The organism is Veillonella sp. ZSJB6, assembly GCF_051549505.1.
In the GTDB taxonomy this organism is placed as follows: domain Bacteria; phylum Bacillota; class Negativicutes; order Veillonellales; family Veillonellaceae; genus Veillonella.
This window is the reverse complement of the sequence record NZ_JBPUGE010000002.1, coordinates 336,619-356,634: the sequence shown is the minus strand read 5'-3', so window position 1 is coordinate 356,634 and position 20,016 is coordinate 336,619. Positions and strand designations below refer to the sequence as shown.

General features: G+C 41.3%; 16 protein-coding genes. 10 read left to right on the top strand and 6 right to left on the bottom strand.

Annotated features, from left to right (window positions below; genetic code table 11):
• Positions 1 to 272: 272 nt before the first annotated feature.
• Together ACSV5T_RS04290 and addA are read left to right on the top strand one after the other, a co-directional pair.
• Complete coding sequence (locus tag ACSV5T_RS04290; protein ID WP_438320360.1) at positions 273 to 3,749, top strand: PD-(D/E)XK nuclease family protein; 3,477 nt, start codon at positions 273 to 275, stop codon at positions 3,747 to 3,749.
• Entirely contained in the window at positions 3,739 to 7,629 is a 3,891-nt protein-coding gene (gene addA / locus ACSV5T_RS04285) for a helicase-exonuclease AddAB subunit AddA (protein ID WP_438320359.1), read from the top strand. The genes ACSV5T_RS04290 and addA overlap by 11 nt, the downstream gene beginning before the upstream one ends.
• Before the next feature lie 167 nt (positions 7,630 to 7,796).
• Here the strand turns inward: addA and ACSV5T_RS04280 are convergent, their stop codons facing one another.
• Positions 7,797 to 8,738: a diacylglycerol/lipid kinase family protein gene (locus ACSV5T_RS04280; protein WP_156719570.1), complete on the bottom strand. Its 942-nt coding sequence runs from the start codon at positions 8,736 to 8,738 to the stop codon at positions 7,797 to 7,799.
• Between the two features lie 216 nt (positions 8,739 to 8,954).
• Between ACSV5T_RS04280 and ACSV5T_RS04275 the strand changes: the two genes are divergently transcribed.
• Entirely contained in the window at positions 8,955 to 9,662 is a 708-nt protein-coding gene (locus tag ACSV5T_RS04275; protein ID WP_119209183.1) for a GntR family transcriptional regulator, read from the top strand.
• An 85-nt stretch (positions 9,663 to 9,747) separates the two neighbouring features.
• Here ACSV5T_RS04275 and ACSV5T_RS04270 read toward each other — a convergent pair whose 3' ends face one another.
• A complete protein-coding gene (locus ACSV5T_RS04270; protein WP_438320358.1) occupies positions 9,748 to 10,137 on the bottom strand; it encodes a helix-turn-helix domain-containing protein in 390 nt (129 codons plus the stop codon).
• Positions 10,138 to 10,289: 152 nt separating this feature from the next.
• On the opposite strand from ACSV5T_RS04270, the gene crcB reads away from it, so the two are divergent.
• Together crcB and ACSV5T_RS04260 are read left to right on the top strand one after the other, a co-directional pair.
• On the top strand, positions 10,290 to 10,670 hold the full coding sequence (crcB, locus tag ACSV5T_RS04265) for a fluoride efflux transporter CrcB (protein WP_295782247.1): 381 nt from the start codon (positions 10,290 to 10,292) through the stop codon (positions 10,668 to 10,670).
• 177 nt (positions 10,671 to 10,847) lie between these two features.
• Positions 10,848 to 11,828 carry a molybdopterin-binding protein gene (locus ACSV5T_RS04260; RefSeq protein ID WP_213467318.1) on the top strand — a complete coding sequence of 327 codons (981 nt, stop codon included), beginning with the start codon at positions 10,848 to 10,850 and terminating at the stop codon, positions 11,826 to 11,828.
• A 106-nt stretch (positions 11,829 to 11,934) separates the two neighbouring features.
• On the opposite strand, the gene ACSV5T_RS04255 is transcribed toward ACSV5T_RS04260, so the two are convergent.
• The 3 genes from ACSV5T_RS04255 to ACSV5T_RS04245 are packed head-to-tail and all read right to left on the bottom strand — an operon-like array spanning position 11,935 to position 13,814.
• Complete coding sequence (locus ACSV5T_RS04255; RefSeq protein ID WP_005385164.1) at positions 11,935 to 12,165, bottom strand: hypothetical protein; 231 nt, start codon at positions 12,163 to 12,165, stop codon at positions 11,935 to 11,937.
• A gap of 9 nt (positions 12,166 to 12,174) precedes the next feature.
• Positions 12,175 to 12,987 carry a metallophosphoesterase gene (locus ACSV5T_RS04250; protein WP_438320357.1) on the bottom strand — a complete coding sequence of 271 codons (813 nt, stop codon included), beginning with the start codon at positions 12,985 to 12,987 and terminating at the stop codon, positions 12,175 to 12,177.
• Between the two features lie 53 nt (positions 12,988 to 13,040).
• Positions 13,041 to 13,814 carry a DUF4931 domain-containing protein gene (locus tag ACSV5T_RS04245; RefSeq protein ID WP_438320356.1) on the bottom strand — a complete coding sequence of 258 codons (774 nt, stop codon included), beginning with the start codon at positions 13,812 to 13,814 and terminating at the stop codon, positions 13,041 to 13,043.
• 117 nt (positions 13,815 to 13,931) lie between these two features.
• Between ACSV5T_RS04245 and ACSV5T_RS04240 the strand changes: the two genes are divergently transcribed.
• The 5 genes from ACSV5T_RS04240 to ACSV5T_RS04220 all read left to right on the top strand — a co-directional run bounded on the left by ACSV5T_RS04240 (position 13,932) and on the right by ACSV5T_RS04220 (position 18,378).
• A complete protein-coding gene (locus ACSV5T_RS04240; protein WP_438320355.1) occupies positions 13,932 to 14,453 on the top strand; it encodes an 8-oxo-dGTP diphosphatase in 522 nt (173 codons plus the stop codon).
• Positions 14,454 to 14,461: 8 nt separating this feature from the next.
• On the top strand, positions 14,462 to 15,559 hold the full coding sequence (gene mutY, locus ACSV5T_RS04235) for an A/G-specific adenine glycosylase (protein WP_438320354.1): 1,098 nt from the start codon (positions 14,462 to 14,464) through the stop codon (positions 15,557 to 15,559).
• Positions 15,560 to 15,575: 16 nt separating this feature from the next.
• On the top strand, positions 15,576 to 16,757 hold the full coding sequence (locus ACSV5T_RS04230) for a metallophosphoesterase (RefSeq protein WP_438320353.1): 1,182 nt from the start codon (positions 15,576 to 15,578) through the stop codon (positions 16,755 to 16,757).
• Between the two features lie 713 nt (positions 16,758 to 17,470).
• The gene (locus ACSV5T_RS04225) at positions 17,471 to 17,872 is read left to right on the top strand and encodes a hypothetical protein (RefSeq protein WP_438320352.1); all 402 of its coding nucleotides are present in this window, start codon (positions 17,471 to 17,473) and stop codon (positions 17,870 to 17,872) included.
• A 65-nt stretch (positions 17,873 to 17,937) separates the two neighbouring features.
• Positions 17,938 to 18,378 carry a hypothetical protein gene (locus ACSV5T_RS04220; RefSeq protein ID WP_438320351.1) on the top strand — a complete coding sequence of 147 codons (441 nt, stop codon included), beginning with the start codon at positions 17,938 to 17,940 and terminating at the stop codon, positions 18,376 to 18,378.
• Positions 18,379 to 18,638: 260 nt separating this feature from the next.
• Here the strand turns inward: ACSV5T_RS04220 and ACSV5T_RS04215 are convergent, their stop codons facing one another.
• Entirely contained in the window at positions 18,639 to 19,994 is a 1,356-nt protein-coding gene (locus ACSV5T_RS04215) for a class II fumarate hydratase (protein ID WP_438320350.1), read from the bottom strand.
• Between the last annotated feature and the right edge of the window lie 22 nt (positions 19,995 to 20,016).

Below are 20,016 nucleotides of genomic sequence, written 5' to 3'. Positions count from 1 at the left end.
ATGAAATTCTGTTAATTGTAAATAAAATATAAAATATTTTCTTAATTATAAACAAATTTAATCTAATGAGTCAAATATTGTACAATTTGCCTTTAATTACCCCATAATTAGGCACAGAATATCATATTACTATATAATAATACGTAGTATAGTAATATATTATATCGAAAAATTTAGTTTAAATCTATACCTAAGGAAAAGAAATTTAAAAATAAGATGAAGTTTATGATTTCTATAAATTGAGATGGTGAAAGTTTCACTAGGGAGGTCTCATGAGTATTAGCGTCTATTATGGACGAGCAGGATCTGGTAAGACACGTGCCGTATATGAACGGATACGTCAAGTTATGACCGATTGTCCAGGGGAACCTATAATCTTACTCGTTCCTGAACCAGCTACGTATCGAGTAGAACGGGAGCTTGCTGAGTTTATGCCTGAAAAAGGCTTTACCACAGTTCGTGTTGTGGGCTTTGGTCGTTTGGGGTACCAAGTATATCAATCCATAGGCTCTAAGGGGGCCGGTCAATCAAGCTTATCTAGCTTTGGCCGGTCTATGTTGTTGCGCCTTGTTATGAAACGAAAACAAAAGGAACTAGGCCTCTTAGAACAGGCTACAAAACGTCCTGAGTTTTCTTCTGTATTGCAACAACTCTTTTCTGAGTTTCGTGCATTCCGCGTAGGTCCTAATGACCTAGAACGTGGGGCGGATTCAGTAAAAAATAAAGTATTACAAAAGAAATTGCGCGAACTTGCTATCTGTATGGCTGCCTATGAAGAGGAAATCAGCCGTCATGGGGAGCGTGACATCGATCCTATTATGGAAATCGTCGAGGCCTTGCCTCAATCTCCATTGATGGAGAATAGCCATGTCTTTATTGATGGCTTCCATTGGTTTACGCCTACTCACTACGAGTTGATTTATACCTTATTTGATTTGGCGAAGGAAGCAGTTATAACTATCGACTTACCGATGGCTCCGAAGGCGTTAAATCTCGCTCGTCGAGGGGAACATCTCTTTAGTCGTCCTTTGGAGATTTATGATACCCTAGTGGCTCGTTATGGTTCTAGTATTAATTGGGTTGGCTTTGATGGAAAACGAGGCCCTCAGATTGTACAAGAATTAGAATCTAATTACTTTACTAGCCCTAGCAAGCAAAACTCTACAGATAGTACGATACCGCTCATTAGAGGCTACAACAGAGAACGGGAAGCTGACGCTGTGGCTCGCCGTATTTTAGCCTATGTAGAGTCCTCTCCAGAGGCTCGTTACCGCGATGTATGCATCATGCTCCGCGAGTCCGAAACGTACGGAGATACCTTAGAAAAGGTCTTTACTCGCTACGGTATTCCGCACTTTATCGACCGTCAACGACCTATGAAAAATCATCCGTTGGGGGAATTGTTGACGGCTCTCTTTGATATTGTGCGCCATAGCTATAGCCGAGATAGCATGTTCCTCTTGCTGAAAACGGACTTGATGCCTCTTACTCGTGAGGCCGTAGATGAATTAGAGAACTATGTGCTCGAGTTTGGCATCGACCATTATAAATGGGAACGTGAAAGCTGGCCGTACTTACGAGGCTTCCATGAAGGCCAAAATGAAGAAAACCAGCCTGATGCACCGCGTAGAGCCCGTGTTAATCAAGCAAGACAAACCATTATGGACATATTATCTCCGTGGTTTGACTTTGCTGCCAATACAGATGGACATACAGGGGCAGAATGGGGCGAACAGCTTTATGGTTTATTAGAAACCTTGCAAGTGCCACAGCGCCTCTATGAATGGGCAAAGGACGCAGAAACTGTAGGCGATCAAGAGTCCAAAGCCAGCCATGAACAGATGTACAATGCGGTTATTTCTTTCATAGACGAAATCTCTATGGTCATGAAGGATGAAGTATTGACCTTAGATGAGATGATGCTACTCCTCGAAGAAGGCTTGAGCGACGTAAATTATTCCATGATTCCACCGTCCTTGGACCATGTGGTGATTACTACTATCGAACGTGGTTATAGCCAATGGTGGCCTCAGGTTTTCATCATGGGCCTCAATCAAGGTGTTTTCCCACAAAGCATGGGCGATGAAGGTCTTATTAAGGATAAGGAACGTCAAGAATTGGCCGATGCAGGCATTACCTTGGCTGAAGGGGCTTTGCCGAAGGCTTTCAACGAGAATTTCCTACTATACCTAGCTATGACGCGGGCATCTGATTCGTTGACCTTATCCTATGCAAGTTCTGGTGAAGATGGGACCGGTCTTGAGCCATCCCTAGTAGTGAAGCGATTAGAGTCCCTTGGATACGTAGGTAAGGCTATAGATATTCCCCTATCCATTGAGCCTGATACAGAGGCTGACTATGTGTGGCGTCCGCTTCAAAGTTTGTCCTTATTATCTGAGCGTTGGGGTGCTCTCTTTAGTGGCCATGAGGTCAATCCATTATGGTGGGGCCTCTATAACTGGGCTTGTGAAAGCGATACTTACCGCCCTCGTTTAGGTGAGGTGTCTCGTGGTATTCGAGATAATAACGATGTACCGGTCATTACAAAGGATTTAGTGAATGGATTGTTCTTATCTAAAGGCTACATGTCTGGTTCTGTGACGCGTTTAGAGCGATACCAACAATGTCCGTTCAAGTTCTATGCTCAATATGGTTTGAAGCTAGAGCCACGTCGTGTGCGTTCTTTTGGTGCTCCTGAAATTGGTACATTCTTACATGCTAATTTAGAGCGTTTAGGTAATTATCTACTAGAAAATAATAAACAATGGCGTGATCTCAATGAAGAGGAACAACAAAACTTGTGCCGTACTTTAGCGGAAGAAATTTTACAAGAAAACCACAATGGCGAGGAAACGAGCGATGCCTACCAAAAGGCAATCGAGCAACGTGTACAACGAACATTACATGTGACGGTAGACCGCCTTGTAGAGTGGTCTAAGCGCAGTGATTTTGATACGAAATACTTGGAGCAAGATTTTGGTCGTCAAGGTGGTTGGGATCCAATTCGCGTTCCTCTCGGAGATGACCGTTATTTGCGCCTTATTGGTCAAATTGACCGCATCGATGAATATACTCGAGATGGTCAAACCTATGGCATGGTTATCGATTACAAATCGGGTGGCGCACATGTGACGGCACAAGATGTGTACTATGGACTTAAACTACAACTCATGACATATTTATTGGCCTTAGAATCCGCTTATGGTAACAATCAAGGACAATCTATGGCTCCTGCGGCTGTGGTGTATTCCTATGTGAAGAATCCTAAAATCCCTGCTGGTACGCCTCTATCCTATGAGGATGCAGTAGCTTTAGCTAAGGAAAGCGACGCATGGCATAATAGTGGCTACTTCTCCGATGATATCGAGTTATTGACGCATATAGACAATAAGTTCTTATCCTACGGTTCTAAACGAGGTCCATATGTACCGATTGCTACGAAAAAGGATCAAACGATTTCTAGCAGAGATTTACATAAGGTTAAGAACACCGGCGAGTTTGATGTAATGTGCCGTTATACCAACCACGTCATGGCTGACATCGGTCGCAACATCGGGGATGGTCAATTCCCAATTCAGCCGTACCAGTTAAATAAGAATAGACCTTGTACATACTGTGATTACAACACTGTATGCCGTTTTGACTCTAGCCGTAATCGATACAATTACTTATCTAGATTGTCCGAAGATGATGCACTAGAACGGATGAAAGAGGTTCTAAACGAAGGAGGTGAAAACCATGGGTGTTAAATGGACGCCAGAGCAGGAGTCTGCCATTATAGCGCCTAAGGATTCGTCCTTAGATAATCAAACCTTGCTGGTAGCGGCAGCAGCCGGTTCAGGTAAAACAGCTGTTCTCGTAGAGCGCATCATTACGCGTCTTAAAGATATGGATAATCCTTTATCCGTGCAAGAGCTCATGGTTGTAACCTTTACAAAGGCGGCGGCACAAGAGATGAGTGCTCGTATTGGGCTTGCCTTGGCAAAAGCCATGGAGTCTACTGATGATGAGGCTATGCAGCAGCGTCTTGAACGACAGCTTAATCTCTTACCATCTGCTCATATTTCTACATTGCACTCCTTCTGCCAATGGGTAATTCGTTCTTATTTCTATAAGCTCGATATTAACCCGACGGCTCGCATTGGTAACGAAGCAGAAATGGCACTCTTACAACAAGAGGTATTAGCCGATTTATTGACTAAATCCTATGAAGAGGGCCTTTATAATATCTATGAATTGGCGGACTTTTTCAGCGATGATAAATCTGATGCAGGCTTAACGGCAAAGATTATGTTTTTGTATAACTACGCTATGTCCCTTGCTAATCCTGATGGATGGCTACGTAAAGCATTAGCACCTTATAAAGAGGCAATGGAAATAAACCCAAGCGATACGCTATGGGGCCAATATATGTGGGATCAACATATAGCTGTTATAGACCGCATTCGTGAGCGCTTAGAGCGGATGGAACAAATCTTGCTAGATCCAGTGGGGCCTCATAAATGGCAAAACATATATGATAACCAATTGGCTGCACTAGGCATGCTTTCAAATGCTCAAACCTGGGATGATATGGGCGAAGCGTGTAAGCATATAGACACCTTTATTAAAGATCAGTTCCGCATGGGTTCAAAAGAGGCTCAATCCTATGACCCTATATTAGTAGCTGAGTTTAAATCCTTAGGTGCTCAAAATAAGGATGACCTAAAAGCCATGCAAGCAGCAGTGTTTACCGTGCCAGAAGCTACCTTGCAAGAGCAGTTCAAGGCCCAATATCCAATTATTGAAGGTCTTGTGGAGCTCACCATTGCGTTCCATAAGGCGTATCGGGACATGAAGCAAGAGCAAGGCATCATGGACTTTAGTGACTTGGAGCATTTATGTTTAGCCCTTCTTGTTGAACCTGGTACAGAAGATGATCCTCAGCCGTCTGACGTGGCAAAGGAGTTGCAAGATACTTTCAAAGAAATCATGGTCGACGAATACCAAGATACGAACGGCGTGCAAGAGACGATTATCAACTTGATTTCTCGCGTCGATAACCGGTTCTACGTAGGGGACGTGAAGCAAGCGATTTATAGCTTCCGTATGGCTGACAGTTCTCTGTTTATGGAGAAATACAATACCTACGGCGACACTGATGCGGTAGAACGCCGTATCGACCTAGCAAAGAATTTCCGATCTCACGAAAATATTTTGGCCGCTACGAACTTCTTGTTCTATCAAATCATGACGGAAGAGGCGGCGGAGCTCAATTATACTGAGGCAGAATCCCTCATTCCTGGCCGTATCGTAGAGGATGCGCCTGAGGATTGGGTTGGAGGAGATGTGGAATTGCAGCTCCTCGATGTGAGTAAGGATACCCTCAGTGCTAGTGAAAGCGATGAAGATGAAGGGGATGACCCTGAAAACAACGAGCGTGAGCTAGATTTCATCATTCAAAAGATTAAGGAAATCCACGGTGCTAAGAAGAAGGTGCAAAATCCAGATGGTACATTCCGTCAAATCGAGTGGCGTGACTTTGCTATTTTGCGCAGATCCTTGGCTGGTTGGGGTACTCGTGCTGTAGAGGCCATGCGTCAAGCGGGTATCCCTGCGGTGGTAAACGAACGAGATGGCTACTTTGAAGCACAAGAAATTCAGCTCTTACTAGCGTTGTTATCTATCATAGATAATCCGGAACAAGACTTGCCGATGGCAGCAGTGTTGCACTCTGGTCTCGTAGGTCTTGATGCAAACGAACTAGGTGCACTGCGCCTATCTGGAGAGGGTTCTCTGTGGTCTCTCATGCCAGCCTATGCTGAAGAGGCTCAAGATGAACGCTTATTAGCTTTTATTGACCATATGGAGCGTTGGCGTACCTTGTCGCGCCGTCACGGTGTAACCGATTTACTATGGGATATTTACGAATCTCAAGACTATGTAAACTATGTAGGTGCCATGCCAAATGGTCTCGTGCGCCGCGCGAATGTGCTCGCCTTATACGACCGAGCTAAGGGCTATGAGGCATCTGGCTTCCGTGGACTCTTTAGATTTTTGCGCTTTGTGGAAAGCTTGCGCGATAGTAACCAAGATATGCCCCTTGCCAATGTGGTAAGCGAAGCGGACAATGTAGTGCGCCTCATGACCATCCACAAGAGTAAGGGCCTTGAGTTCCCTGTGGTATTCTTATCTGGCGTTCAAAAACGGTTCAATATGATGGATCTTCGTTCAGAACTCCTCATCGATAAAAATGCAGGACTTGGTCTTAAAGGGTACTTCCCAGATATTCGGGTATCCTTCCCAACTATGCCGTGGTTCTACGTGAAAGACGTCAAAGAAGCAGCCCTCAAAGCAGAGGAACAGCGTATTCTCTATGTGGCGTTAACACGGGCACGAGATAAGCTGTTCATGACGGGCTTTGTAAAGGGCTTTAAAAAGTCTAGTGGAGGGTTGAATACATTAGGTGAACTCATTAAGAATTCTGCCTCTGTAGAGGGTCGACAACTACCTACGGATATTATCACTCAAGCTAATACGTATCTAGAATGGTTAATTATGGGCTTTGCTCGTCATTTGGACGGTGGTAATCCATTGCGCGTAGCCATTGAGTACGAAGGACCGACCTATTTTGACTTACCAGATAAAAAATGTCGCATCAAGGTCGAAGTCCACGATGGTTCTCTCTACGGTGATCTCGATTATAAAGCAGATATCGATGAAACTACCATCAATAAGGTACGCGAGTTGAAAGCAGTTAATGCTGTAGAATTGCCACAGGAAATCGAAGACCGATTCAACTATACCTATCCATACAGCGATGCTACGCGACGCACGGCTAAGATTTCCGTCAGTGAATTGAAACGACGATTCCAAGAACGGGAACTTGAAGCAGGCACTATTGATACCCTAAACGAACCAATTGTAACGGTAGATACAGAGGCTAAACGAGCCGTTTCAGATACAATCTTAGGTCAAGCTATTAAGCTAGATCCAAAATCATCTGCAAATGTTGAGGCGAAGAATACCAATGCTGCTGGTTTACCAATTATGGAGGCTTCAGATGTAACTGTTTCATCCGACGAATTGGCGAATTCCGTATTCGGCCGCAAGCCGCAAGCACTGCAGTCCGAAGAGGATGTGTTGACAGGGGCTCAATGGGGTACCTTGATGCATGAGGCCATGCAATGGCTTCCTCTTGCGCAGTATACTCAAGCTTCTTTAACGAAAGAGCTTGATGCACTCGTAACGAAAGGGACTTTCACAGAGGAAGAACGAAATCTATTAAGCGATACAAGTCTATATAAATTCTTTAGTTCTGACCTTGGGAAGCGTCTTATCAATGCGAAGCGCATAGAACGTGAAATGCCGTTTAGTATGCTTTTTGAAGGGAAACGCGTATATGATACCTTAGAGGACGGCGAAAATCTATTCCTCCAAGGTATTATCGATACTGCCTTTGAAGAAGATGGTGAGTGGGTTCTTGTAGATTACAAGACGGACCGCGTCAAATCTGGGGAAGACCTCATCAAGCGTTATAAAATACAAATGGATCTCTATAAAGAGGCCTTGCAGCGATTGACAGGGATGCCTGTGAAAGCATGTTATATCTATAGCTTCCGTTTGCATGATGCTATCAGCATAGACTAGCCTTGTAAGTCTATGCTTAACTTAGTGCTATGCATGAGAAATATGCAGGGACTAGGTAGGTATTTCCTATAAGGTAATGAACATAAAAAGCTCTCTATTCTTGAATAGAGAGCTTTTGTGTTATAGATTGTTATATAGTTTTGTCCTGTAGATTTCTCTACAATTTATTAAATATGTGGTAGTATAGGCAAATTCAAAGCCTTTTTCTTTTTGTGTTTTGCTGGGGCAAATACTTTTAGAACCCGTGGCAATACTTCGATATCTACTGGCATGGATGGGCCTTGGTCGCCATCCATATTAGTAGGTAAATCACCGATATTAGATAATAACTCAATATGAGCCTTTTTCACGGTTAGTGTTGTTGTATAACGGGAGTTGTAGATGGCACCACTAATGATAAGCGGCAATACGCTTAGTATATCGAGGATGAAGTATTCCTTGAATATTATGATGCGCATATAACCATCATCTACAGATGCTTCCGGCATGAAGCGTTCAAAGCTAGATACTACATTGGTGAGCAATGCAAGAACGAGTGGGGATTTACAGATAAAATCGTCATTCTCTGTTTTGATGCGGTATGTGTAGTCCTTTGTTGTAAATAAGGCTTGCCCTGCGCGTAAGAAGTAGGCTAGAGGGCCTAAGATGCTCTTTTCCTTTGGGGTAACCTCTTCGATTACCTTTGGAATAACACCGGCTGCGATATTATTGCAGAAATATCTGTCGTTACAACGACCGATATCAATGGTACGTGTTTGGTTGATATCAATACGTTTGATCGCCTGTGTTGGATTCTGATGAATACCAAGGGCACGAGACATATCGTTTACAGTACCAACAGGAATGAAACCAAAGGTAGATTTAAAGCCACCTTGGGCAATACCGTTAACGGTTTCATTTACGGTGCCGTCACCGCCCATGCAGAATACAGCATCGAATCCGCGTTCGCAAGCATCCTTTGCGAAACGTGTAGCATCGCCTTCACCAGTAGTGAATTTGACCTCAATCGTTTCAAACAAGGTGCTCAATTTCCATTGTAAATCGAGGGCATAGCGACGTGCCGCACCGCCACCTGATACAGGATTTATGATAACTAAACAACGGCTCATGGTACAACTTCCTTACTTTCAAAAATGAGATATAGCTATTATCTATCGTTAAATTGACAGTCTTAGATGTGAGCTCTATAATTATACTATATGTACTAAATCACATATAACATATTTATTCAAAATACAAAATATATCGTACAATATATTATACTCATTTTAGCCGTTCTTTGAAAGTACGAATGAGTTGAGGGGATATAAGATTAGGGGATATTAATGGGACGACAAGATTCTAAAGATAAATACAAATTGTCCGCTGTGGACTCCATTGAAAGATTACCGCTTAGTGAACAAGTTTATTTAACATTAAAAACAGCTATCTTAACAGGCGAATTGATGCCACAAGAAAAGCTTAACGAAGTAAAAATTGCAGAACAATTGCAAGTAAGTGCTACACCTGTTCGCGAAGCATTCCGTAAATTGGCTAAAGATAATCTCGTAGTTATTGTTCCTTGGAAGGGTGTTACTGTAAAGGCGGATACTCCTGAAGAGATTATTGCATTGTATCAAGTGCGTGAAGTAATGGAAGGTCTTGGGGCGCGACTTTGTGCCCGTCATGCGACTGATGAACAAATTAAAGAGTTGCGTGAAATTTGTAAAGAAATGCATCAAATTGAAGAAGCTACAGAACGCGTTGAAGTAAACAGTCGTTTCCATACTATGATTGCGCATTATTCTGGTAATGAACGCGTTGTAGAATACCTAGCGAGCTTCCGTGAACGCGTTAACCGCGATATGTACATTAGCTCCTTTAACGCAGTGCGTACCCATGATTGCGACGATGAACATGATCATATCGTAGATGCTATTGAGCGTCATGATGAAGTGGCAGCAGAAACTGCTATGCGTCAGCACATTAACAATGCATTTATCTTCAAAAAAGCAAATGCAGAAGTGCAACACAAAAAACTTAATGAAGTATAATGTCTTTTGTTGGGCATGCTATATGAGAGGCTCCGCCGTTGGCGGGGCTTTTTCTGTAGGATCGATTTTAGAGTATTTGATTAATTTAACTTAGTTTTGGCTCGGCTTTAGCTGGTGTACTGTTCCTCGTATGATTTAGAAACTCTAATCGTTTGTAGTGTGATGAAAGATGCGCATTACAGCTTTTATAATCTACGATGCGCAGCCTTACGAGTTGAGCTACGTCAATTTGGAATGCTTCAGCGATTTTAAACAAAATCTCTAAGGACATGCCAGATATGCCCGTGCCACACTCTAGCTTGCTCAAATAACTGCGGCTAATGCCAACCTGATGTGCTAGCTCATATTGAGACATATTTAGAGACATGCGAATATGGGCAATTTTATGGCCTAAACAAACATACTGATGCTGTAAAACCGGATCTTCGTAGGTGTTGATCCGTAGCTCAGTTAGTGGTGTCGATGCAGATTTCATAGGGATTCCTTCCTTTTCCCTACTCTCTAAATATAGTATACTGAGACTGTTGGTGATTGACTAATATAGAAAACTAGATAATTATCGGATATTTCAGATAATTACACGAACTGTGAAAATCGTAGGATGGTACTGTTAATAGAGGAGGCAATATGGAAAAATATATCGCAGTTGCCCTCGGTGGAGCCGTTGGCGCTTTATGCCGTATGGCTCTCGGTGAATGGGTTATGACAAAGGTGAGTTCCTTTCCGTATGGAACGGTTGTAGTAAACCTCATCGGTTGCCTCATTATTGGACTCGTATTAGGGCTATATATGCAAAAGCCAGATTTGCCACAGTGGGCGAGATTTTTCCTCGTTGTAGGTGGACTAGGCGCATTTACAACTTTCTCTACCTTTGCTTTTGAAATGCTACAACTAATGATGTCTGAGTCCTATGTACAAGCTTTATTCTATGGGTTTGTACAAGTTGTAGGGGGCTTAATCCTTTGCTGGATTGGTGTATTACTTGCGCGTATACTCTGTGCGATCTGATCTTGGCCAATAAGGTGACTTGAGTTACAGCATAAATACGTCTATTTTTATATGATTATTTGGTAAGATACATAGAATTGTTAGAATATACATTGTATAGAATTCAGAATTTAAAGTTTGAAGAAAATTTTGAGTATAATACATTACATAGAATTCTAGATTATAAAGGGAGATATTATGAAATCCATTAGAACACAAGATGCCGTGGGGCATGCATTAATACATGATTTAGTACGCATTGTCATAGGAGAGGTGAAAGATACACCATTCCGTCGTGGCCATGTGATTACGGAAGAGGATATTCCGAAATTACTAGACCTTGGTAAAGAGCATATCTTTGTGATGGAGCCTGAGGATGAAGGATTCTTGCACGAAGAGGACGTGGCACGTGCTTTGTACAATATGGCAGGTGGCGAAAATATGCACGATGGACCTATGGCGCAAGGTAAAATCGAAGCTATTGCGGACGTAGACGGTCTCTTTAAAGTTGATGTAGAGCGCTTACATGCTATTAATAGCATTGGCGAGCTTACTATCGTAACGAGATTTAATAATACACCGGTGAAAGTAGGCGATAAATTAGCGGGCATGCGTTGTATTCCATTGTTATTAGAGGAACAACAAGTGGAGGATGCAAAGAAAATTGCTAATGGCAAGCCTTTACTTAATGTAAAACCATTCGTACGCAAAACAATGGGCATTGTTACTACAGGTTCCGAAGTATTTGAAGGCCGTATTAAAGATGCTTTCACCCCAATCATTGAGGAACGTTGTGCAGAGTTTGGTGTAAATAAAGTAGCCCATGAAATCGTAACGGATAATACAGACGATATTGTGGCGGCTATCGACAAGGTAAAAGCAGCTGGTGCTGATATTATTTTTTGTACCGGCGGTATGAGCGTTGACCCTGACGATTTAACACCGGGCGCCATTAAACGCTATGCAGATCGCGTAGTGACATACGGATTACCTGTATTGCCAGGTTCTATGGTTTGTATTGCTTACTGTGCTGATGGTACACCGATTCTTGGCGTTCCAGGTGGCGTATTATTTAGCAAACCAACGGCATTTGATGAAATCTTGCCACGCCTTGTAGCAAATGATGAAATTACTAAAGAAGACTGCATTCGCATGGGACATGGTGGATTCTTAGGCTAATCCTTTTATAGAACATCTAAAAAATGTATAAGCCAATACAAAAAGCGGATAGATTTCATATCTATCCGCTTCTTGTTATTAATGTGCTTTTATAATCTATTTGTTATTAAAATGATTTTTTCCCTAGTGTAGGATGGCTACAACGTTTTAGTGTTAATGTGTCAATCATGTGGACCGCTTCGTCCAATGTGATATCCTCACGCTTTGTCGGTGTTTCAAGGACAGCCAAAGGATGGTCAGTGCCTACCTCACCAGAGGGCAAGTAAATATATTCTTGGTTGATAGTATCACCAAAGATATATCCCGCTTGTAAATGTTCTTTATGAATGCGACTCATGGTCTCTCCTTACATAATTTCTTTCAGTCTAAAGTCTAGGTAATCTGCAGACACTAGCTCTAATTTAGTAGAACCAAATTCCTTTGGAATCCGCTTAAAGGATATTTGATCGTGTAAATGTCCAAAGATACAAGTATCTACATTGTATGTCTCCATGAGTGCTGTAAAGCCTGAAGGATTGTAGGACTCATTGAACGGAGGGTAGTGCAACAATAACAGTTTTGTTACTGGTGTGTTGTGTATGTCTATTGTTGATGGCTCTGTCCTTTCAGAACCGGTTGTATCCTCTTTAGTTTCAGCTGTGATTTCTTCTATTAGTGTTTTCACAGCTGCATCCATTTCTTGCAGTGCTACTTCGGTGCGCATTAGCTCTCTATCGTAAATAGATTGGTCTGTTTCTGGTGTGAAATGGGAGTCTCCAGGGCAGAGGTAGGCCCGTGTTCCACCAAAGGCAATAATGCGAGGGCCTTCTTCTGTTTGAATAAGCTGTGCTGTACCATGGCCTTGTAAAAAGGTGATAGCATCACCCATGAGATTTCTCATCTTGTTAGCGGAGGCCCACCAGTAGTCGTGGTTACCGCGAATCATATACTTTTTGCCGGGCATGGATGCAATTTCTTGTAAATCGCAAGCCGCTTCATCAAGTCGAAGGGCCCAACTCATGTCACCTACGAGAAAGACGATGTCATCATCTGTCACACGGGCCACCCAATCTTCTTTGATGCGGCTCCAGTGATTATCCCAGTGAGGACCAAAAATATCCATCGGCTTTGTGGGAGGATTGCCAGATAGATGGAGGTCGCCGATGGCAAATACTTTCATAAACATCCTTTCAAATATATCAAAATTATTTAGACAAAATTTGTATAATCAAACTATTTAGAGGCGTGGAAGTACGGCGCAATGTCTTGAATGATTTTTGCAGCTCGTTCCTCGTCGCAAGTTTGAGGAATTTTGTAACCTACGTAAAGTGGTGTTGTGACATAACGGGCTACTACCTTGATGTAGTCGTAGCCGTCTTCAAGATTATATACAAAATAGTTATAGGACTGGCTGTAATTGGCAATGCTGCGCAATACATACCGCAATACTTGTTGTAATCTTAGCGCTACGGAGCGTACAGGTGCATCTGGTTTAAAGCGTATATTGTACTCGAAGAAGCCAATGATAGGCTGCGTGGACAAGGTAATGCGTACATCTTGATCCTCGTGTAAGAGCCAGCCTTCCATATTTTGAGCTGTAATATCTTCGTGGTAATCGTAATCTTCAAGGCCTATGATTTGGCTGTGAGGATGACGAATGGAACCACCCGACATATAGCCATGGTTTTTAAAGAATAATACGGATTTGAACTCTTTTTGTTCACGTGTTTCGCGCCATTTATCAAGGCCGAATTGGAGAATACGAGCTGCTTCGTCAGCCGGCAAGGTGGAAAATTCGCCTTCGTCCGTTTCTGTTTCAATAATAACCGTAGGCCATGTTTTATCTAGTACAGGATATTTGTTCATGAGCCATATGATATGACCCGATGTATCTAGGATATCCGTTAATTTTGAACGATCACAGAAGGGGCAGCGCACTTCTTCGTTCCGAATATTAACAGGCTTAGTGCGCCCTAGTGCGATGTTAAATCGTAGTGGTTTATTCATCATGTGCCTCCTTCCTCGTAAGAAAATCTATACTCTTAATCATACCATAATTAGCCCATTCGTACATGAAATAATGGTATAATAATAGGGTATTATATAAATGATTAAGGAGGCTCTATGAAACCGACGACGCTTGTATTTCCTATTGATGAACAAAATCGTATATTGCTAGGTCGTAAAAAACGCGGTTTCGGGGCTGATAAATATAATGGATTCGGTGGTAAACTCGAGGCTGGTGAAAGCTTCCGAGATTGCGCCATCCGTGAGTTGTTTGAGGAATCTGGCCTTCATGGTCGCCCAGAAGATTTAGAATGTGTAGCGGCTTTTGACTTTCAATTTCCTTTTGATGAAAGCTTAACACATGTAGGTTATGTGTATTTTTTGCGTACTTTCACAGGCAATGTAGAGGAAACTGACGAAATGGAGCCTCATTGGCTGACAGTAGACGAAATTCCCTACGAGCACATGTGGGATGGTGACCGCCAATGGTTGCCGATGCTACTAGAAGGTAAGAAATTAAAAGGGCCTATCGTATTTGGCCGAGACAATAGCTCTGTAGATAAAATGGATTTAACCATCGTCGATACCGTTCTTGAAAGTGAACACTTGGCGCGCATTGATCTATATATTAATGGTTAAGAGGTAATATGACTGATAAAAAGAGCCCCAAGTGGGTGCCACAGCTATTAGCGTGGTATGATGTGAATAAGCGGGATTTACCGTGGCGCGATTGTGGAGATCCTTATAAGGTTTGGGTTTCCGAGGTGATGAGCCAACAAACACGCATTGAGGCGATGAAGCCCTATTATGATAATTGGATGCGCCTATTTCCAACCTTAGAGGATTTGGCAAAGGCCAGTGAAGATGAGGTTGTTCACGCTTGGCAAGGTCTTGGCTATTATAGCCGGGCTCGTAATTTGCGCCTTGGCGTGAAGGACGTCGTGGAAAACTACGGTGGTATCGTGCCTCATGACCGCAAGACTATGGAGTCCTTGAAGGGCGTAGGTTCCTATACGGCTGGGGCTGTACTATCTATGGCGTACAACGAACCAGAGGTGGCTGTAGATGGCAATGTACTGCGCATTTATGCTCGTTTATATCGCATCTTTGATGATATTTTGAGTTCGAAAGGTAAGAAGGCCATAACTGCTATTGTAGAGGAAACATTGCCTCACGATCGACCTGGTGACTTTAACCAAGCCTTAATGGACTTTGGGTCTGCCGTGTGCATTCCAAAAACTCCACGCTGTGGAGAATGTCCTATTGTAAACATGTGCGAAGCGTATCAACATAAGGATACTGACAAACTACCTGTACGCATCAAGAAAACGAAGGTAGTAGAGGTGCCTCTATTTGTGGGAATCTTGCAATATGAAGACTATTATTTATTGCACAAACGTCCTAACCGTGGACTGTTACGATCCATGTGGGAATTCCCATCTGTGGAAATGGTATCTGCCTTTGACGAAGGGGAACAAGGTCTTGAGGCTTTAGTAAAGGACCTAGGTTTTGAATTATCCTTGCAACCAGTATTAGTAAAAGAGATAACACATATTTTCTCTCATCGAAAATGGTTCATGAAAGCATTCCGCGGCGATTTGACGTACGTAGGAGATGCTAAGAATATAACGATCGGAGCTATCCAAAAGCAATTGCCAAAGGACTGGATGCTCATCAAGCGCGATGAGTTCGCCGATTATGCTTGGGCAGGTCCTCATGGCAAATTGACGGAGATTGCAAAATAATTTGTAGGAGCAATGAATGAGAATTCTATTTAATATCATTTTTTCTGCTATCCTCGTAATAGGATTGGTAGGATTTTGGGCTCTATTCCTCAACTTGTGGAAGCCTAAAAAGAAATGGCCTGCCTGGGTGGGCTATATAATCATTATTGGTGGGTGGTTCGCTGCTATCCGATACTATATACTTAATCAAGTAGATCTATATGGAACGATGTATTATCCGTTGATGAATATGTTCCGTACTGAAAGCTACGGTTTTCTCTTTGGCTTATTCTTGGCTATTCCTGTATTCATCGTTCTCAGCTTGTTATACTGGGCGGTTAATAAGATTTGGAGCAAAATGCCAGAGGAAAATAGAACAGGCCGTCGTGCTTTCTTTAGAACGGCAGCAACAGTGGTGCCGTTAGCAACAATCGGTGGTTCTAGCTATGCAGCCTATGTAGGTCAACATGAGATTGAGGTCACTCATGAAAGCTTCGGTTATACGAATTTACCGCCTGGGTTAAAGGACTATAAAATCGTTCAACTCAGTGATATCCACGTTGGGCCAAGCATCGATTTAGATGACCTTGATGAAATTTTAAAGCTAGCCCTTGTAGAAAAGCCTAATCGCGTTGTCATCACTGGTGATTTAATCGATAAAATCGCTTGGTTACCACAAGTCTGTGAAAGACTGACAACCTTTGCAAAACAAATCCCAGATGGTGTCGATTTCATCTTGGGCAATCATGAGTACCATCACGATGTGAATAAGGTACTAGACGAATTGAAACACAATACACCGATGAACATCCTTGTGAATAGCAATATTCAAATTATGGGTGGTAAGCAACCTGTATACATTGCTGGTGTTGCATACGACAATGATCGGGAAAAAGAAAAACGTGAAGCTATGATCGATAAGGCTTTATCTGGTATTCCTGACTACGCCTTTGTTATCCTATTGGCACATCACCCTGAATTCTTTGAAGAAGCCATTGAACGTAAAATTCCGTTGACCCTCTCTGGTCATACTCACGGTGGTCAAATCGTCTTTATGGGCATGCCGTTGGTACCAACAGGCACACCATATACAAAAGGTCGCTATGTAGAAGAACAAAGCGTGTGCTACGTTAATAATGGATCAGGACACTGGTTCCCAATCCGTATCAACTGCCCACGAGAAATTACAGTCATTACATTCTTTGACGGAGTAGCTTAGACGTAAAGGTGAGCTCCTTAGAATAAAAGTGAGCTCATTATAGGGATACAATCATGTATAATACATCCTTTATCCATAAAATTCTTATATGTATTATTGTGCTTATGCTATTTGATATCTCTCTCATTCACGCCACGACAGCGGATATATATAAAGGATATCTCAAAATAGCAATACTCGTGGCAATTGGATGCCATTTAGATATATACCTGGAATTCAGTAAGCAAGAAATACTGATAATACAAGCATTCAAGAATGATACATTTAACGAGACCTATGAACTGCTAAATACGAAACAGATGGTTTTTATCATCTCTTTGATCCTGGTAATGACTATAAACCTTGTGAAATATTAGAAAAACATAGGATACAAACAAAAAGAGGTATTGTATATGAAGATACAATACCTCTTTTTATTATATGAACTTATATAATAATTGTGATATATTAGAGTTAAAATTTTATTGTGTTGTGAAAATATAGTTTTTATATGGGAGTAGGTATATGTTTTTAAAAATCTATAATTATTTTGTGAGGGGCGTTGTACTTTTCTTTCTTATAATTATCCCTTTTACTATTGTTACAAATCCTGAAATGATTGAGGATGAAGTCGATTTTTATTTTTTTGTTACTGCATATATTGTAATCTTTTTGACCTATGTGGTATGGAACTATATTTATAACTATTTAAGTCGTAAAAGAGGTTAGCATTTGTGCATATTCATTTACCATTAGTTTTAGAAGCTATCGTTTTTTCTTGGATTACTTTATATTGGCTTATTTATAAAATCTTATTAAGGAAAAAGCTTTCACCATTATTAGTATCTTTAATTGCTAATTCTGATTATGGTTTTATGAAAGTTCTTTCCTGGTCAGCAATTATTACATATCCGTTTATGCTGTTTAGCATGTTTTATTTCTTAGATTACATAGCTGTGCCAATTGTGTTGGTGTGGTTCTTACAGCCTATTTTGGTGTTAGCTGTACTATTAAAACAGCCACCTCGTAGTCGCTATTATGAATGGGCTAGAAAAAAACAGATGTATGTAGTTCTTTTTATTTTTGCTTACATAATGGCTGCTCTAATTTTGTTGAAAGTTAATAAGTTAATATAAGATTAAAGATAGAAAGTCCCGATACTATATCGTATCAGAGCTTAAGATAAATGAGGTAAGATATCATGAATAATATAAGGATTCCAATATATAAAATATTAGCCATATGTTTTTTAGTGGGAATTAGTATAATTTATTTAAATTTTTATGGGACACATACCGAACTAGTAGATTCTTATAGTTTAGGTCGCTATCGAATTGTGTTTGGTGGAATGCTAGAGGATAGCACATATAAAACTAGATTGGAATTTTCTAAAATTTCTCATAAGGTTGTATTTCCATATTTATATGTAAAAGGGGAATCGGGTTATACTAGGATTTTATTAACACCAATAGGTACAGATATTTTAAAGATACCCAATTACTCATTTTATGATACTGTTAGTATAATAGAGGATACTGATAGGATTAATAATTTAAAGCGTATTTATGGTAAATCTATATCTATAAAAGATGATCTGAACCAAATTAGTGAAGAGGATAGAAATATATTCAAATCATTATAATGAATGCGGGTAGCATAAGGTGTCTTTTTGATTAGAATATATTTTATGCTTAAAATGATGCTTTTAAAGGTGCATTATTATAGAATTTCATTAGTTTAAATTAAATATTGCTATAAGACATATAAAACAAAAAGGACGTAATAGTCTATTCTTCAGTAATAAGTATTATTGAAGATTTCAAGACTATTACGTCCTTTTATTTTCCGTTCATTTGAGGTATGAGAGGATGTTATAGATATATCATAGAGATGAGAGAGATTTTATTTCATGCGAACTGCTTCAGCAAATTCGTCTTCAGTCATGAGTTTTTCTTCCAAGATGATTTCTTTGATAGAGCAACCGCGTTTATACGCTTCTTTTACAACCTTAGCACTCTTGTCGTAGCCAATATATGGTGTTAAGGATGTAGCGATCATGAGGGATTGTTCTACGAAGAAGTTGAGTTTTTCAGGCACAAATTCTACGCCGTCGATACAGTGTGTTGTGAACGAGTTCATAGCGTCTGAGAGGAGGCGACAGCTTTCAACAAAATCATAGATCATGATAGGCATGTACACGTTCAATTGGAACGCACCGCTACCTGCACAGAGTGTTATAGTCGTATTATGACCGAATACTTGGGCGCATACCATGGTTAAGGCTTCACATTGTGTAGGATTTACCTTGCCTGGCATGATGGAGGAGCCCGGTTCGTTTTCAGGAAGATGCCATTCGCCGTAACCGCAACGAGGGCCAGAGCCTAAGAAACGAACGTCGTTAGCGATTTTGAATAGTGTAGTCGCTAACGTATTAAGTGCACCGTGAGCCATCATAAAAGCATCTTTCAAAGATAGGCCTTGGAATTTGTTATTCTTAACGCGGAATGGCGCACCTGTTACCTCTGGCAATACAGTTTCCATAACGTCTAGATAGCCTTTAGGTGTGTTTACACCAGTACCAACAGCTGTACCGCCGAGGGCTACGTCGAGTAGGTGGTCAGCGTTTTGTACAAGCATCGTTTTGGCGGTTTTTAGGCCTTCTACAAAGGCACTAATTTCTTGGTCTACCATGATGAAAGTAGCATCTTGTAGGTGTGTACGACCAACTTTTTGCAAGCCTTTGCCTTTATCTTGCAATTTCTCGAAGGATGCGATAAGGCCGTCTAATGCAGGGATGACGCGTTTTGTAATTTCAAAGTATGCGCAGATATGCATTGCCGTAGGGAATGTGTCGTTTGTACTTTGGCCGCGGTTTACATCGTCGTTAGGATGGAGCGGATTGCTTTCATCTAACTGTTTAGCCCGGTGAGCGATTACTTCGTTCACATTCATATTAGTTTGTGTGCCAGAACCTGTTTGGAATACTGTTAATGGGAATTCATCATCCCATTTGCCTTCCACGATCTCATCTACTACTTGAGCGATGAGTTTCGCTTTTTCCTCAGTTACTGCGCCACATTTTACATTGGTTAAAGCACATGCTTTTTTGACAAGCGCAAGCGCTTTGATTTGTTCAATAGGGATGCGGTGGTCACCGATCTTAAAGTTATTGAATGAGCGTTGCGTTTGAGGTCCGTAAATTCGTCTAGCGTCGACTTCGACTGGTCCCATTGAATCATATTCAATTCTTGTTTCCATAATGTTTACAACCTCCTTAAAA